General features: G+C 42.1%; 14 protein-coding genes and 1 riboswitch. Of the genes, 8 read left to right on the top strand and 6 right to left on the bottom strand.

The features are described 5' to 3' along the window. Window positions 1-74 precede the first annotated feature (74 nt). A complete protein-coding gene (locus KQI32_RS08650; protein ID WP_216424712.1) occupies window positions 75-1,571 on the bottom strand; it encodes a family 10 glycosylhydrolase in 1,497 nt (498 codons plus the stop codon). A gap of 262 nt (window positions 1,572-1,833) precedes the next feature. Next, a complete protein-coding gene (locus KQI32_RS08645) occupies window positions 1,834-2,547 on the bottom strand; it encodes an NAD-dependent protein deacylase (RefSeq protein WP_216424711.1) in 714 nt (237 codons plus the stop codon). A gap of 289 nt (window positions 2,548-2,836) precedes the next feature. Between KQI32_RS08645 and KQI32_RS08640 the strand changes: the two genes are divergently transcribed. Continuing rightward, the gene (locus tag KQI32_RS08640; protein ID WP_177690610.1) at window positions 2,837-3,421 is read left to right on the top strand and encodes a hydrolase; all 585 of its coding nucleotides are present in this window, start codon (window positions 2,837-2,839) and stop codon (window positions 3,419-3,421) included. 143 nt (window positions 3,422-3,564) lie between these two features. Here KQI32_RS08640 and KQI32_RS08635 read toward each other — a convergent pair whose 3' ends face one another. The 4 genes from KQI32_RS08635 to asd all read right to left on the bottom strand — a co-directional run bounded on the left by KQI32_RS08635 (window position 3,565) and on the right by asd (window position 6,976). After that, the gene (locus KQI32_RS08635; protein ID WP_177690612.1) at window positions 3,565-4,020 is read right to left on the bottom strand and encodes an ACT domain-containing protein; all 456 of its coding nucleotides are present in this window, start codon (window positions 4,018-4,020) and stop codon (window positions 3,565-3,567) included. Window positions 4,021-4,053: 33 nt separating this feature from the next. Further along, window positions 4,054-4,812 (bottom strand): 4-hydroxy-tetrahydrodipicolinate reductase, encoded by a 759-nt coding sequence (dapB, locus tag KQI32_RS08630; RefSeq protein WP_177690614.1) that lies wholly within the window; start codon window positions 4,810-4,812, stop codon window positions 4,054-4,056. Window positions 4,813-4,829: 17 nt separating this feature from the next. Beyond that, window positions 4,830-5,717, bottom strand: a complete 888-nt coding sequence (dapA, locus tag KQI32_RS08625; RefSeq protein WP_216424710.1) for a 4-hydroxy-tetrahydrodipicolinate synthase — start codon at window positions 5,715-5,717, stop codon at window positions 4,830-4,832. Window positions 5,718-5,896: 179 nt separating this feature from the next. Further along, window positions 5,897-6,976, bottom strand: a complete 1,080-nt coding sequence (gene asd / locus KQI32_RS08620; RefSeq protein WP_177690618.1) for an aspartate-semialdehyde dehydrogenase — start codon at window positions 6,974-6,976, stop codon at window positions 5,897-5,899. A 206-nt stretch (window positions 6,977-7,182) separates the two neighbouring features. Continuing rightward, window positions 7,183-7,370, bottom strand: a riboswitch (Lysine riboswitch). Window positions 7,371-7,560: 190 nt separating this feature from the next. On the opposite strand from asd, the gene KQI32_RS08615 reads away from it, so the two are divergent. The 7 genes from KQI32_RS08615 (at window position 7,561) to topA (ending at window position 15,853) form a co-directional block, all read left to right on the top strand. Continuing rightward, window positions 7,561-8,289 carry a YebC/PmpR family DNA-binding transcriptional regulator gene (locus KQI32_RS08615; protein ID WP_177690620.1) on the top strand — a complete coding sequence of 243 codons (729 nt, stop codon included), beginning with the start codon at window positions 7,561-7,563 and terminating at the stop codon, window positions 8,287-8,289. A gap of 344 nt (window positions 8,290-8,633) precedes the next feature. Then, window positions 8,634-9,893: an EF-P 5-aminopentanol modification-associated protein YfmF gene (yfmF, locus tag KQI32_RS08610; protein WP_216424709.1), complete on the top strand. Its 1,260-nt coding sequence runs from the start codon at window positions 8,634-8,636 to the stop codon at window positions 9,891-9,893. Window positions 9,894-9,896: 3 nt separating this feature from the next. After that, a complete protein-coding gene (yfmH, locus tag KQI32_RS08605) occupies window positions 9,897-11,183 on the top strand; it encodes an EF-P 5-aminopentanol modification-associated protein YfmH (protein WP_216424708.1) in 1,287 nt (428 codons plus the stop codon). A 53-nt stretch (window positions 11,184-11,236) separates the two neighbouring features. Further along, the gene (lgt, locus tag KQI32_RS08600) at window positions 11,237-12,046 is read left to right on the top strand and encodes a prolipoprotein diacylglyceryl transferase (protein ID WP_216424707.1); all 810 of its coding nucleotides are present in this window, start codon (window positions 11,237-11,239) and stop codon (window positions 12,044-12,046) included. 116 nt (window positions 12,047-12,162) lie between these two features. Then, window positions 12,163-12,324, top strand: coding sequence for a hypothetical protein (locus tag KQI32_RS08595; protein ID WP_177690627.1), 162 nt, complete (start codon window positions 12,163-12,165; stop codon window positions 12,322-12,324). Between the two features lie 198 nt (window positions 12,325-12,522). After that, window positions 12,523-13,650 (top strand): DNA-processing protein DprA, encoded by a 1,128-nt coding sequence (gene dprA, locus KQI32_RS08590; RefSeq protein ID WP_177690630.1) that lies wholly within the window; start codon window positions 12,523-12,525, stop codon window positions 13,648-13,650. Window positions 13,651-13,660: 10 nt separating this feature from the next. Continuing rightward, window positions 13,661-15,853 carry a type I DNA topoisomerase gene (gene topA / locus KQI32_RS08585; RefSeq protein ID WP_216424706.1) on the top strand — a complete coding sequence of 731 codons (2,193 nt, stop codon included), beginning with the start codon at window positions 13,661-13,663 and terminating at the stop codon, window positions 15,851-15,853. Window positions 15,854-16,143: the final 290 nt, after the last annotated feature.

Raw genomic sequence — 16,143 nt, 5'->3', positions numbered from 1 at the left:
CGTGCACAATTGTATGTTTCAAAAACAGCATGTGGAGCAAACTTGTTGCTTTTCGGAAAGAAAATCTTTTTTTGTTATTGAAAAATATGAACGGCATTATTTTCTCCATCCCACTCTACCCGCGCCTGCAAAGCTTCAGACACAGCCCGAACAGGAACCAAAGTTCGGTCATTTTTCAGAATAGCGGGCACGTCCAAAAAGATTTCTTTCCCATTGACCGTCATAACAGAACTTCCGATTGTCAAGATGATGGTCTGGTTCCTCTTTACGGCAGTAACCTTCTGCCGTGCATCATCCCATTCAATTTCAGCGCCTAGAGCCTCAAATATCCCGCGGACGGGTACTAAAACGCGATCATTTTGTTTGACAGGCATCACGTCGTATCTTTGTTTCATGTTGTTAATATAAATTTGAATGCCGTTTAATTCACTCTTAAAATTCTGTAATTCAATATTCATAATATCAGCGGCTTCCGCGGAGGGATAAAATAAGGAATTGAAGCTGAAAAGCATAAAGCCCTTATAGCGGGAAACGCTGCGTGCATCGCTTAACTGACGGGCCAGCAGATTACTGTTTTGCTGCCATTCCAACTTTCCAGTACCAGCATAATGATCCGATAAGCCTACTTTATAAGCGGCAAGACCAACATATAAATCCACGTGAGAAGTGATTTCGTTCCATTCTTTCAAAACCTTGTCATATGGGACGTAAGGGTTTTCATATCCAAAATAAATTTGAGGACAGAGATAATCCACATATCCTTTTTGCGTGCCCCATTTTCTTACATCTGCATAGATAGAATCATAGTTGTCTTTTATAATTCCGGAGGGACTGATTCCAAATAAAAGATTGGAATTAAAGGACTTAATCGCCTGATAAACCCCCTGAATAAGTTGGTTTACATTTTCCATACGCCATTCTGCCAGACTGAGCCCAGCCTGCGCTTTCTGATAAGTAATGCTGTCAAAACCGGGATCTGTAGTGGGATAGAAATAATCGTCAAAGTGAATTCCGTCCACGGGATAGCTTTCAATGATTTCTTTTACACCGTCGATAACTAACTGCTGGACTTGCGGAACTGCCGGATTCAAGTACCAGTTTCCGCCGGATGTCAGAATATAATCCTCTTTTTCCTGGGCCCATTGGTGAATAATGGAACCTTCCGGCACATTAGCGGGGGAACCGATACGGTAAGGATTGATCCAGGCGTGTAGCTTCAAGTCTTTTGCATGGGCTTGCTTTAAGAGAATAGCCAGGGGATCGTAACCAGGATTTTTGCCTGGTGTCCCTGAGATATACTTTGACCATGGAAAGTATTTTGAGGGGTACATGGCGTCGGCAAAGGGACGAACATGAATGATAACGGTATTTAATCCCAGGGATTTTACCTTGTCAAACATCCTGTCAACCGATGAAGTGAAGTCCATCTCATTTTTTCCGGAAAGTAAGCTTTGATATTCGATATAGGAGATCCATACCGCTTTCATTTCCGCTTCCGCGGGATAAGCGCCGGATCCGGCCGTAAAAAGAATAGAGAGAAGCAAAAGAACGCTAAGAAGTTTTCGTGTCACTTGTTTTCTCCTTTCGATCGTTTTGTATAAGCGTAGAACGCAGTACCCGAACCCGCCGCAACCAACCAAAAACGGGTTCGTATTCTATGTTCCATGCATAAGCATTAGGGAGTTGAACGCCATATGGTTTTCACAGGCCAGTTTTCCGCAATCCTGCGTCAAAATTCTCGCGCATACGTCAGTATTCCCTGCGCATTTTCCTTTGTGCAGGGAATATGGGGTTCGACTCTCTAATGCTTAAATCATATCATAAGATTTCAATTTATTCGATGGTAATATTTCCAAGAATTTTGCCGATACTGTCCTGTATCATTAAATCCGCTCGTCTGTCGTAAGGGGTAGCGGTTTTATTAATCAGGACAAGACGGTTGCCGCTGTAATAATCAATCAGGCTTGCCGCTGGATAGACATTTAGGGAAGTACCGCCTACGATGAGCATGTCCGCTTTTTTGACGGCTTTCACCGAATCCATCAGCGTTTTGGAATCCAAACTTTCCTCATAGAGAACAACATCTGGCTTTATCATCCCACCGCAGCTGCAAAAGGGGATATCAGGTGTTTCTATCACAGCTTCAACCGGATATAATCTATGGCATTTCATGCAATAATTCCGAAGCACGGAACCGTGAAGTTCCAATACTTTTTGTGAGCCGGAAGCCTGATGAAGACCATCAATATTTTGTGTGATAACACAGTCCAGTTTTCCCTTCCGTTCCATCTCGGCCAGCTTTAAGTGCGCAGCATTGGGTTTGGCGGAAAGATAAATCATCTTGTTTTTATAAAAACGATAAAATTCCTTCGGATTTTTTATAAAAAAATTATGGCTGATGATGGTTTCAGGCGGATAGTCGTATTTCTGATGATATAGACCGTCTGTGCCGCGAAAATCAGGAATTCCGCTTTCAGTGGAAACGCCGGCACCGCCGAAAAAAACGATCCGGTTGCTTTGATTGATCATTTCCTGTAAGGTATCCATAAAGTCATCTCCTTCTGTTTCAAAAACGAGAGAGTTCCGCTCTCTAATAAATAAGCAAGCACCTTGACGGAACCATAACGGTAAATGGTTCAAGAAACAGGTTACATATTGTGCTCCAATGTTTATGATAATCTTGATTTTGATTGCTGTCAATCTATTTGCAATCTTTTTTCAGAGTGTATAACCGTACGTCTATGTTCCAGGCTCTGTGATTTTGAAATGTTTTTGCCTTGCAAAAGCGTTTTCATCTTGTTATAATAAAAGCATATCGGAAGGAGAGAATGAGCCAATGGAACATATCAAAGAAACCTTTATCGAGATTTATAAAAAACATATCACAAGGGAAGGCTCGGATAAGCTTCTGGAATATCTCTGTTCTCCTGCAAGTGATTTCTTTACCGCACCTGCCAGCACCCGATTTCATGGTTCCTATGAAGGGGGACTTGCAGAGCACAGCCTAAATGTATACCGCTGCCTGAAAGACTATTTAAGCCGGGATAAAATCAAGCTGGAATGCGGACTTACATTTGACGATGAAACCGTTGCAATTGTTTCACTTCTGCATGATATCTGCAAAATCAATTGCTATAAAAAGGGGTTCCGCAATGTGAAGGATGAGAATGGCAAGTGGCAGCAAATGCCGACTTATGACTATGCCGATCAGCTTCCTTATGGCCATGGGGAAAAGTCAGTCTATATTATCACCGGTTTTATGCGGCTTTCCCGGGAGGAGGCTTTTGCCATCCGATACCATATGGGGCATGCCGGAACAGAGGACGCACGGAATGTCAGTGCGGCTTTCGAGATGTTTCCCCTTGCATTTGCAGTGCATTTGGCGGATATGGAGGCAACCTATCTGATGGAGAGCAGGTAGCATTTTGAAGAGCCATCCCATGAAAATCAGATTCTTTGAATAACTTTCATTACAGCCACTCTATGAAATGAAAATGCCCCATAGCTTTTGCAGGCTATGGGGCTGATTTTCGATAAGGGGCAAATCTCCGATTGAAACTTTCGTTAAAATTCGGATTCTAATTTTTCCAATACAGCATTCACTTTGCTTTCATCCACTAAAAAGGAAATCTCGGTTTCTGAAGTGGTGATAGAGATGAGATCCGTGTCAAGCTCATTGAGAGCTAAAAATACTTTCGCGGCGATACCGCTGGCGGTTTTCATCTCTTCGCCCTGAATAACTACTTTGGAGAGATTACTGACAATATCCGTTTTCAATTCAGGTGCCTTTTCCTTCAGAAGACTGAGAATTTCGATGATATGGGAAACGGCGCTCTCCTCAATGGAAAAGGAGATGCTCACTGTTTCCATATAAGGGGCTGTCTGGCTTATCATATCTACGTTGATCTTTTTTTGGGAAACCAATGCAAACACTTCTGAGATGACTTTGATTTGATTCGGAATTTTGTGAAGGGTAACCAGAGTCACGTTATCTTGATACGACAGGGAATAGCTACTCATAAAAACCTCCGTTCTGCCGGAAATCTCCGGCGGTTACAGGGAAGCCAGCAGAGAATTCATATCATACATGCCAGGCTCTTTTCCCGCCAGAAATTTTGCGGCCTTGATGGAGCCCTGAGCAAAAATTTCCTTGCTGGTTGCCGTGTGGGATATGGTGACAATTTCATCTGTGCCGGCAAAGATAACCTCGTGATCGCCAACAATGGTTCCGCCCCGTACAGCGTGAATCCCAATTTCCTTTTTATCTCTTTTTTTTCGTACACTGTGCCGATCATAAACATATTGATAGGGCTGACTCAGCGCTTCGTTAATGCCATCTGCGATGGCTAAGGCAGTACCGCTGGGGGCGTCAATTTTCTGATTATGATGCTTTTCGATGATTTCAATATCAAAAGAATCCTCCAACAATTTTGTCGCACGCTTTACCAGATCGATCAGCAGGTTAATCCCCAGAGACATATTAGCGGAGAAAAAGATTGGAACCTGTCTGGAAACCTCATGCAGTTGTTCGATCTGTTCGGCGGAAAGACCGGTAGTCGCAACAACAGCGGGAATTTTCCGGTCCAAAGCGAAGTGGAGAAGACCATCAAGAGCTGCCGGATGGGAAAAGTCAATGATAACGTCGGCCGTTCCGGCATATTCAGCCGGATTTTTAAAGATCTCATAGTCGAAAGTTTGGACGGTGTTGAGATCAAAGCCAGCTACTATTTTTACATTTTCATCTGCTTCCGCCAAACGGGATATCACATGCCCCATTTTGCCATTGCATCCGCTTAAAATTATATTTATCATTTGTCAAACATCCTTCTTTAGACTACTTTAATACCGCAGTTGATCATTGCTGTGCGCAGTTTATCGAGATTGCGCTCATCCATTTTTCCAAGCGGAAGCCTCAGGTCTCCGGCGGCAAATCCCATCAAGTTCAAAGCGGTCTTGACGGGCACCGGGTTTACTTCGATAAACAGCTTCTGAATCAGATCCATGAGTTTTATCTGAAGGGATGCGCTCTCTTTTATTTTGCCATCAAAAAACAGCTGACAAATGTCATGGGTTTCTTTTGGCATCACGTTAGACAATACAGAGATTACACCCTTTCCGCCCAGTGAGAGAATCGGAACAATCATATCATCGTTGCCGGAATAGATGTCAATATTCGGGCAACGGTATGCGATATCAGCTACATGGGAAATATTTCCGCTCGCTTCTTTGATTCCGACAATATTGTCAGCTTTCGAAACCTCCTTCAATACTTCCGTGGTAATATTCACACCGGTTCTGGAAGGAACATTATACAGAATAATCGGAATATCTACCGCGTCTGCATAGGCGTTAAAATGCTGAATCAGTCCATTCGTATTTGCTTTATTGTAATAGGGGGTGACAATCAGCAGACCATCTGCTCCCAGTTTTTGAGATTCTCGGCTAAGTTCCAGACCGTGAGCGGTATCGTTGCTTCCCGCACCGGCAATCACCGGCACTCTTTTATTTGCTTTTTTTACAGCGTATTCAATAACGTCCAGATGCTCTCTGTCCGGCATGGTGGAAGCTTCCCCTGTTGTGCCGCAGATGATGATGGCATCCGTGGAATGTTCAATCTGAAAATCGATCAGCCTACCCAATTCTTCATAGTTGATTTTTCCGTTTGCGAAAGGAGTTACAATGGCGACACCTGCACCGGTAAAAATTGTTTTTTTCATAATACACACCTCGTTATACAAGATAAAACGCTTTTGCGCATCGTGTGCGTCAAAAGCCGCATACAAGCGTTTCAACCTTGCAAAGCGGGGAATTTGCGCCCCGTCCGCTTCTGAGTCCGAGCCCGCTGCTTACAGAAGCAGTGGGCATATGAGCAAGGTTATAACGCGCTATAAATTGATTAGTCCAGATATCCTTTCGCAGCCAGCAGTTCCGCCATTAAAACAGCGCCGCCTGCTGCTCCTCGAAGTGTATTGTGGGAAAGACAAACAAATTTGTAATCATATTGAGAATCTTCCCTTAATCTTCCGATGGAAACCGCCATACCGTTTTCCAGATTCCGATCCAATTTTGTCTGGGGACGGTTGTCTTCTTCAAAATAGTTTAAGAATTGCTTTGGCGCGGATGGCAGTTTTAAATCCTGCGGTTCTCCTTTAAATTCTTTCCAGCATTTTTTAATTTCTTCGACGGTTGGTTTGTTTTCAAAAGACATAAAGACAGCGGCCAGATGTCCGTCACTGACTGGGACGCGAATACATTGGGTTGTAATGGCTGGAGCGGAGGACGGAACAATTTTCCCATCCTTTAACTCACCCCAGATTTTTAAAGGTTCCTGTTCACTTTTTTCCTCTTCACCGCCGATGAAGGGAATGACGTTGTCAATAATATCAGGGAACGTCTCGAATGTTTTTCCCGCGCCGGAGATTGCCTGATAGGTGCACGCAAGAGCATTCTTCACACCATATTTCATCAGAGGGTGAAGCGCTGGGACATAACTCTGCAGAGAACAGTTAGACTTTACTGCGATAAAGCCTCTTTTGGTGCCGAGGCGTTTTCTTTGTGCTTCAATGACCTGTGCGTGGTCAGCGTTGATTTCCGGGATAATCATAGGAACATCCTCGGTACCTCGGTGCGCGGAATTGTTGGAAATGACAGGGCATTCCGCTTTCGCATAAGTTTCTTCCAATGCGCGGATCTCATCCTTTTTCATATCTACGGCACAGAAGATAAAGTCCACGCTGGATGCAATTTTTTTCACGTCTGCGGTTGCATCCAAAACAGTTATCTTTTTTATGTCTTCGGGTATAGGTGTTTTCATAGCCCATCTGTTACCCACAGCTTCTTCATAGGTTTTACCGGCGCTTCTTGCAGAGGCTGCAAGAGCCTTCACATGGAACCAAGGGTGATTTTCAAGCAAGGTGATAAATCTTTGACCCACCATGCCGGTTGCGCCTACAACGGCGACGTTGAACGTTTTCATAATAAATCCTCCAAACAATAAAGAATGAAATAACCTCGCTTCGCAAGGCTGAAACGCTTTTTAAGGTGGCTTTTGCCGCACACTGTTCGCAAAAGCGTTTCATCTTGTTATAAAATGATATCAAGATATGTCAAGATTCGTCTTGACATGAAAAAATCGGCTTTGAAAGCCGATTTCGAAGACAAGTAATGAAAGGGTTACTTTATCTTTGAAATAGCTCTCCACTAGCTCTCCATCAGAACTGATGACAATTATAAAGCTCTTAACTTTATAACCAGGACAGCGGTCTTCACAAACCTGCCTCCTTCGGCGTGAATCCCCTTTCGGTATAATTCCCGGAACTGTGAAATTCTCCTTATACTTACTCTTGAACCACGCGGCCTCTATCTCAAATATACATTTTATTTTTTATTATAATACCATTTTTTTCGGTCAATGTCAAATAAAAACTTGAAAAAGTACGCCGGTTTGTGATAGAATATCAAACGTATGAAAAAGAATAGCGAAAGCATTCGTGAATTGGATCATGACCGTTCCATTTGCTGACGCTGAGAATAGATTGCAAAAGATGGAGGTTATCAACAATGTCAGGACATTCCAAATGGGCGAATATCAAACGAAAAAAGGAAAAGACAGACGGGCAGAAAGCGAAGATTTATACAAAGCTCGGAAGAGAGCTGGCTGTTGCTGTAAAAGAGGGCGGGCCGGATCCGGCAATCAATGGAAAACTGCGTGATGTGATTGCGAAAGCGAAATCCAACAACATGCCGAATGATAATATTAACCGCTGTATCAAAAAAGCTGCAGGCGAAGGAGAGGCGGACAACTATGAAGAGATTACCTATGAAGGTTATGGTCCCAATGGTGTTGCGGTTATTGTAGAAACTTTGACAGACAATCGGAACAGGACAGCGGCGGATCTTCGACACTATTTTGATAAATTCGGAGGAAATCTGGGCTCCACCGGCTGTGTTACTTTTATGTTTGATAAATACGGTGTTTTAATTGTAGAGGATGACGGAAGTCTGGAAGAAGACAATGTTATGATGGATGCTTTGGATTCCGGTGCCGCGGATTTCAGCGCGGAGGATGGGATTTTCGAGATTTTGACAGCACCTGAAGATTTTTCAAAAGTCAGGGAAGCGCTGGAAGCGAAAAACTATCATTTTATCAAAGCGGAGATTTCCATGATTCCTCAAACCTATACGAAATTAACAGATGAAGACCATCTTAAAAAAATGGGGCTTCTGATTGATGCGCTGGAGGACAATGACGACGTTCAGAATATCTGGCACAATTGGGATGAAGAATAAAATAAAAACTGCGCCGCTCTTATACTTCTTATAGGATGCGGCGCTGTTTTTATTACATGAGAATCTGCAGGGAATTGTACACGGTTGCATGTTTCAAAAAACATCGTGTGGAGTGTGATTGCATTTCTTAGAATAAAAATGATTGTAACCGTAAACATCTTTCAGGCTATCTCCCCGCAAAAGACGAAAATTTAACAAATATACGCATAGTTAGACTTGATTTATAAATGTTCAAACAAGTTTTTATCAGACATTTCCAAAAATATCTGATAATTTATTGATAAAAAGTGAAATATATAATATGATATAATAAATGAAATCATTTAAGAAAAGTAGGTGTCAATATGCAAGATAGAAAGATAAAGGATGGAATTAGTCTGCACAGTCTACAAACAAACAAGTTTAAGACATTTACCCTGAGTTTTTATATTCACCGGCCTTTGAAAGAGGAAGAGGTGACACTGAACGCGTTGCTTCCTTTTATCATGAAGCGGGGAAGCGGGCTGTATCCCAACCTTGCCGCAATCAGCAAAAAGCTGGAAGAGCTTTACGGTGGATTTTTCGACTGCGGTATCCGCAAAAAGGGAGAAGACCAGGTTATTTGCTTCAATTTTGAGTTTGTCTCTCCGAAATATGTGAAAAACGATCCGCAGTATTTAAATGAAATTTACCGTTTTGTTTTTGATATTGTATTAAACCCACTAATCTATGACGGGGGATTCAAAGAAGAATATGTTATCCGTGAGAAAGAAAATTTAAAAGATCATATTGAAGGCTTGATCAATGACAAAAAAGAATATGCTTCCCTGCGCTGCCTTTCTCAAATGTGTACAGGAGAAAATTATGCATTGTATGAGTATGGAAGAATAGAGGATATGGAGCGCATTGACGGAAAAGTGCTTTACAATCATTATCAGGATATTTTGCGCTCCAGTGTCATTGATGTGTTCGCGGTAGGGGAGGTTGATTTGAAGCCTCTGGAACAAAAGCTTTCCGGAGTGGAGAGAAGCTTGGTTTCCTATGAGTATCCCAAAACATCTGTGCTAAAGAAATCATCTGATATCCAAGTGGCGGAAGACAAATTTGAAGTGGCACAAGGAAAACTGGCAATGGGATTCCGCACAAACACCGGATTCTGTGACGAGGATGCCTTTGCTTTAACCCTGTTTAACAGTATTTTTGGCTCCGGCGCTCACTCCAAGCTGTTTAACAATGTTCGGGAAAAATTAAGTCTCTGCTATTACGCATATTCCAGGCTGGAAAAGCAAAAAGGGATTATGCTGGTCAGCTCGGGGGTTGAGTTTGAAAATTTCAAAAAGGCACATGACGAAATTCTTGCTCAGCTTCAGGATATCCGAGAAGGAAAAGTGAGTGATGCGGAATTGAATGCTTCCAAAAAAGCGATCGTCAATATTTTGATGTCCTTAAATGACAGTGCGTTTTCTATGGAGGATTTCTATTTAAGCGGGTTGATTGCGGGCAAGGTGACTGACATAGAGGAATATATCCGGAAAATAGAAGAGACGACTCTGGAGGAAGTTGTTAAGGTGGCTGGTAAAATACAGCTGGATACGGTTTATTATCTGACAGGCAAGGAGGCGTAACGGATGAAATTTGAGAAAATTGCTAATCCAGTCATAGAAGAGACTTTTTATAAAGGTGTCCATGAAAGCGGACTGCCGGTATATGTTTTAAAAAAAGAAAACTATTCCAAATATTATTCGATCCTGTCAACCCGCTATGGTTCGGTTGACAGTGCGTTTCAATTCCCGGGGGACAGAGAATATACGATAGTACCGGATGGAATCGCACATTTTTTGGAGCACAAGCTGTTTGAACAGGAGGATGGCACGAATGCTTTTGACAAGTATGCTGCTTTGGGAGCCAGTGCCAATGCATTTACTTCTTTCAACAATACAGCATACTTATTTTCCTGTACCTCGCATTTTAACGAAAACTTTGATCATTTGCTGAATTTTGTTTCCCACCCGTATTTTACCCGCGAAAATGTCGAAAAGGAACAGGGAATTATTGCGCAGGAAATAAGGATGTATGATGACGATGCAAACTGGCGCGTCTTTTTCAATCTGATAGACTGTTTGTATATCAATCATCCGGTAAAAAAGGATATTGCGGGAACGGTGGAGAGTATCTCGAAAATCACGAAGGATATTTTATTTGACACATATCATACCTTCTACCATCCGGAAAATATGGTGCTGTATATTGCAGGTGATGTTAACCTGGAAGAGATTTCAGACATCATTGACCGTAATATCGTTAAGAGAGAAGTACCGTTTAATGCGGAAGTAAAACCGATTGAGGAACCGGGCGGAATTAACCGGAAAGAAAAAGTACAGAAGCTTTCTGTATCCACTCCTATTTTTAACTGCGGCTATAAGGATAAAAACGTGAATCTGAGGGGAAAAGATTTATTGAAGCGCAATCTGATGACCTCTATTCTGCTGAAGATGTTTGCCTCCGAAAGCTCTGAACTTTATGAGAAGCTTTATTCACAAGGGCTTATCAATGATTCCTTTGGTACTGATATGACTTGTTTTTATGATTATTCTTTTGTTCAGTTTGAAGGGGAATCCAAAGAGCCGAAGAGAGTTGCGGCCATGATTTTAGAGCAGGCGGCAAAACTCAAGGAATATGGTCTGAACCAGGATGATTTCGAACGGACGAAAAAGCTGATGTATGGGAAGTATGTAAAAAGTTTCAACAGTATAGAGGCGATCGGTAATTCTTTTTGCTCCGACTATTTCCTGGGCATTGAACCTTTTGCATTTTTTGAAGTATATGAAGACATTCATTTTTCTGAAGTACAGAATCGGTTTCATGAACTTTTCGACGAGAACATGTTTGCCGTTTCCATTATTGAACCAGTATAACATTGTAAAATAAGAAGTATTTGTGATTTGGTCATTACAAAAGAGGTGTTTTGATGAGCAATTCAGTTGGATTTCCCGGACTGGGGCTTTCCTTTACACTAAACCGGGTAGCATTTTCTATCTTCGGACAGAATATCTATTGGTATGCATTGATTATCTGTTTCGGCATTCTTCTGGCTTTTTTATATGCGGTTTGGGAAGGAAAACGGGAAAATATAAAATCGGATATTTTCTTTGATATTTTAATCATTTGTCTTCCGTCTGCTATTATAGGTGCAAGACTGTACTATGTATTTTCCAAATGGGATTATTACAGTCAGAATTTATTGCAGATATTTAATATTCGCGGCGGTGGTTTAGCAATCTATGGCGGAATTATCGCTGCGGTTATCGCTGCGGTTATCTATTGTAGGGTAAAAAAAGTAAATATGATGCAGCTATTTGATATTTGTTCCATTGGTTTGCTGATTGGTCAGGGAGTGGGCCGGTGGGGAAATTTTGTCAATGTGGAAGCCTACGGTTATGAAACCTCTGTACCATGGGGAATGCAGATATATTCGGATTTTTATGGAAAAGTGACAACCGTTCATCCAACTTTTTTCTATGAATCGGTATGGAATTTGGTCGGAGCTGTCTTGCTGGCAGTTCTGATTCGCCATAAAAAACAGGATGGTCAGATTTTCTGGCTCTATTTTATTTGGTATGGAATCGGACGTTTCGTTATAGAGGGATTGCGGACAGACAGCTTGATGTTTTATCATTTGCGAATCTCACAGATAGTAGCAGTGCTATCCGTTATTCTTGGAATAATTATGAGTATTTATCTGTTTTTAAGAGAAAATAAGCCGAAAAACGAGAAATAGGCTTGTCGAAAGGTGTCTGTTTGCTTCGCATTACGTCTAGTTTCCGTGAAAGCATTTACAAAGAATGTTAAATAATGTACGATTAAGTTGAAAATAACGTAGAGGGGTGCAAAGCTATGACAAAGAGAGAAGAGATTCGGAAACGAATCGACGTATTGAAACTCGTTTTAAATGCATTGATTGAGGAGGAAGCGGAATACAAAAAAATTTACTTTGTGAGTCTGATGATTGACAAACTGAGTAACAAACTGTATTTCCCTGCAGAAAAAAACGCATAATGCGTATGAAAGAAAAAGTGTTTCGCTTATAACGGCGGGCACTTTTCTTTTGTGCTTTTTTGGCTCATTTATCGTCTGATAAGTGAAGTACCGGATCATGCAAAAATTGAAAAATTTGAAAAAAAACTTTACAGGAACGAAAAAATGTAGTAGTTTAAATAGGTAGATTCATTTTATAGGAATGGGATGAAGCGGAAGATGGCAGATCAGAAATATTGGATTTGGTTTTCTCAGCTTTTTACTTTTCAGGATCTTCTGGCACGAAAAATCCTTGAGATTTATAAGACGCCAGAAGCTATCTATCACATTGCTCCGGAAGATCTAAAGCTGTTTCCGGAGGATTTTAAGAAAAAAATACAAAATAAGGATCTTGCCCAAGCGGAACAAATTATTGCGGAGTGTCATAAAAAACATATAAATATCGTAACCTATGAAGATGAAGAATATCCGCAGAGACTGAAAAATATTCCTGATTTTCCCTATGTAATCTATCATTTCGGAAAGTGGTATGATTTTGATCATCTGCCGGCTCTCGCGGTTGTTGGAACAAGAAAATGTACCCCATACGGCAAGGCGGTTGCGGAAGGTTTCTCGAAAGAACTTTCCAGACGCGGAATGCTGATTGTAAGCGGTTTGGCCCTCGGTGTTGACGCCCATGCCCATTTAGGTGCGCTGAAAGCGGGCGGCGAAACAGTGGCAGTATTGGGAAGCGGAGTTGACGTGATATATCCAAAAACCAATAAGGATATTTTTGATTTGGTATATGCACACGGAGCGGTTATTTCCGAGTACCCTCCCGGCACTTCAGTAAAAAAGTACTATTTTCCGGCGAGAAACCGTCTGATTAGCGCTCTGAGTCTTGGTGTTTTGGTGGTGGAGGCAGGGAGAGGTAGCGGTTCTTTGATCACTGCCAATTGTGCGTTGGAGCAGGGAAAAGATGTTTTCGCTGTTCCGGATAGTATTCTGTCACAAAACAGCGAGGGCTCCCTCGGGTTAATTCAGCAAGGGGCGAAATGTGTGGCGCGGGTGGAAGATATTCTTGTCGAGTATGAGGGGCAATATGCTTTTCGCAAAACCGAAAAGAAGCCGGAAAATGAAACAAATGAAATGAAACGAGACGAATATATCGCTTCCTTTCAAAATTTAAACGAGACGGAAAAGCTGATACTTGAAACGCTGTCCTCAAAGCCGCTTCTGGCGGATGATGTTGTAAGCTTAACAGGTCTTACTGCGGCACAGGTGATCTCGACGATGACAATGCTGGAGATCAAAGGAGCCGTTCAAGCATTGGCGGGAAGAAGATACAGACTTAATTTAAATGAATGAGGTGTAGTAATTGGCAAAAAATTTGGTTATTGTGGAGTCGCCGGCAAAAGCCAAGACAATCATGAAATATCTTGGAAAGGATTATAAAGTGCTGGCTTCCATGGGGCATTTGCGGGATCTGCCGGAAAAAAATATCGGTGTGGATATTGAAAATCACTTTACGCCAAAGTATCAGCCGATCAAAGGAAAAAAAGAATTGATCAAAGAGCTTTCAGACACAGCGAAAAAATCGGAAAAAGTTTATCTGGCAACTGACCCTGACCGAGAAGGCGAGGCAATCTCCTGGCATATTGCCCAGATGCTTAAAATAGATGAGGCATCCGACTGCCGGATTACGTTTAATGAGATTACAAAATCGGCGGTTACCAATGCGATAGAACATCCGCGCTCCATTGATATGGATTTAGTGGACGCCCAGCAGGCAAGAAGAATTCTCGACCGTATTGTGGGTTATAAACTGAGCCCTTTGCTGTGGAAAAAAGTGAAAAAAGGGCTGAGTGCCGGACGCGTACAGTCGGTTGCAACCAGAATCGTGTGCGACCGGGAGTTGGAAATACAGAATTTTAAATCAGAGGAATTTTGGACGGTCACTGCAGATTTAAATAAAGAAGCGGAACGCTTTCTTGCAAAGCTGGCCTTGAAAAATGGGAAAAAATTTGATCTCCACAACGAGGAGGAAACTTCCGCCGCGGTAGAGCAGATTAAAAATCAGGACTTTGCTGTAGAAAAGGTGAAAAAAAGCAAGAAGACCAGAAGGCCTTATCCGCCCTTTATCACCTCTACACTGCAGCAGGAGGCATCCAGGAAACTTGGCTTTACAGCGAAGAGAACAATGATGGCTGCGCAGCAGCTGTATGAGGGAATTGATCTGAAAGAACGGGGATTAGTCGGGCTAATTACCTATATGAGAACCGATAGTCTGCGGGTTGCACAGGAGGCGATGGAAGAGGCAAAAAAATACATCGTCAGCCGTTTTTCCGGGGAATACGCGCCAAAAAGCTATAACGTATATAAATCCAAAAAGGGAAATGTGCAGGATGCACATGAAGCGATCCGTCCTTCCATCGTGGATTTGGCACCGGATGACATCAAAGCGTATCTTTCCAACGATCAATACAAGCTGTATAAATTGATATGGGAACGTTTTATTGCAAGCCAGATGAGCAGCGCCATGCTCAATGTGGTATCGGTAGATATCAAAGCAGGGGACTATACGTTTAAAACAGGTGGATCGACGGTTCTGTTCGATGGCTTTATGAAGTTGTATGTGGAAAGCACGGATGAGGAAAAAGAAGAGGATAACCAGAAGATGCCGGCTCTCAATGAGGGCGATAAATTAACCCTCAATAAACTGGATCCAAAGCAGAATTTCACGAAGCCGCCGGCGAGATATACGGAGGCAAGCCTCATCAAAGCGATGGAGGAGAATGGAATTGGGCGTCCAAGTACCTATGCGCCTACTATTACCACCATTTTGAACCGGGAGTATGTGGAGAAGGAAGGCAAAACATTAAAGCCTACAGAACTGGGAATGATTATCACGGATTTGATGAAAAATCATTTTAAAGATATCGTAGATGTTAAATTCACAGCAAATATGGAAGAAGAGCTGGATAAGATTGAGGAGGGAAACATCGATTGGGTTTCTGTTCTCGATGATTTTTACGGAGGATTTGAGAAGGTATTAAAAGCTGCTGAGTCGATTGAAAAGGTAAAGTTGAAGGAAGAGGTAACTGATGTCATCTGTGAGAAATGCGGAAGGAATATGGTTATCAAAAGCGGCAGATACGGAAAATTTCTTGCATGTCCCGGGTTTCCTGAATGTAAAAACGCCAAGCCGATTACGGTGGAAGTGTCCGGTGTTTTATGTCCGCTCTGCGGCGGAAAGGTATTGCAGAAAAAAAGCAAGCGCGGCAAAGTTTACTATGGCTGTGAACATAACCCTACCTGTGGATTTATGACCTGGGATGAACCCACCAATGAAAAATGTGAACTTTGCGGCAGTGTTATGGCGAAAAAGCGATATGGTAAAGGCTCCAAGCTATACTGTATTAACCAGGAATGTCCCAATACCTTAAAAACCAGAAAAAAAGCGGATGGGGAAGAGGAAAAGACAGCGGCAAAGAAAACGACAGCAAAAAAAGCAGCTCCGAAAAAGACAACAGCGAAAAAATCTCCGGCAAAGAAGAAAACAGTCGAATAAGACATTCGTTATTTCAAAATGAAAAGCAATACCAAGAAGATTTACAACGAATCCTCTTGGTATTTTTGTATCATAGAACAGCATTGGCTGGAAACTCGGAATACAACTTTACTTTTATGTCCGCGTAAATGATTTTAAGATAGCTTTTGCCTTGCAAAAGCGCAGCCTGTCGAAAAACGCATGGATTCCATCAAGCGAATCCACGCGTTTTTGTGTCTATTGGGAATAAAAACATGAGTATCCGATGCAGCGTGCCATGGTTCCCATCCCGCCACTTCCACATGGCCAGC

This window comes from Acetivibrio sp. MSJd-27 (assembly GCF_018918095.1).
Taxonomy (GTDB): Bacteria; Bacillota; Clostridia; order UMGS1840; family HGM11507; genus HGM11507.
This window is presented reverse-complemented; position numbering and strand designations above follow the sequence as displayed.

Excerpts from the sequence above, each read along its gene's own strand:
- KQI32_RS08645 (WP_216424711.1), bottom strand. The coding sequence starts at position 2,547 with ATGGATACCTTACAGGAAATGATCAATCAAAGCAACCGGATCGTTTTT.
- KQI32_RS08640 (WP_177690610.1), top strand. The coding sequence starts at position 2,837 with ATGGAACATATCAAAGAAACCTTTATCGAGATTTATAAAAAACATATC.
- KQI32_RS08635 (WP_177690612.1), bottom strand. The coding sequence starts at position 4,020 with ATGAGTAGCTATTCCCTGTCGTATCAAGATAACGTGACTCTGGTTACC.
- dapB (WP_177690614.1), bottom strand. The coding sequence starts at position 4,812 with ATGATAAATATAATTTTAAGCGGATGCAATGGCAAAATGGGGCATGTG.
- dapA (WP_216424710.1), bottom strand. The coding sequence starts at position 5,717 with ATGAAAAAAACAATTTTTACCGGTGCAGGTGTCGCCATTGTAACTCCT.
- asd (WP_177690618.1), bottom strand. The coding sequence starts at position 6,976 with ATGAAAACGTTCAACGTCGCCGTTGTAGGCGCAACCGGCATGGTGGGT.
- KQI32_RS08615 (WP_177690620.1), top strand. The coding sequence starts at position 7,561 with ATGTCAGGACATTCCAAATGGGCGAATATCAAACGAAAAAAGGAAAAG.
- yfmF (WP_216424709.1), top strand. The coding sequence starts at position 8,634 with ATGCAAGATAGAAAGATAAAGGATGGAATTAGTCTGCACAGTCTACAA.
- yfmH (WP_216424708.1), top strand. The coding sequence starts at position 9,897 with ATGAAATTTGAGAAAATTGCTAATCCAGTCATAGAAGAGACTTTTTAT.
- lgt (WP_216424707.1), top strand. The coding sequence starts at position 11,237 with ATGAGCAATTCAGTTGGATTTCCCGGACTGGGGCTTTCCTTTACACTA.
- KQI32_RS08595 (WP_177690627.1), top strand. The coding sequence starts at position 12,163 with ATGACAAAGAGAGAAGAGATTCGGAAACGAATCGACGTATTGAAACTC.
- dprA (WP_177690630.1), top strand. The coding sequence starts at position 12,523 with ATGGCAGATCAGAAATATTGGATTTGGTTTTCTCAGCTTTTTACTTTT.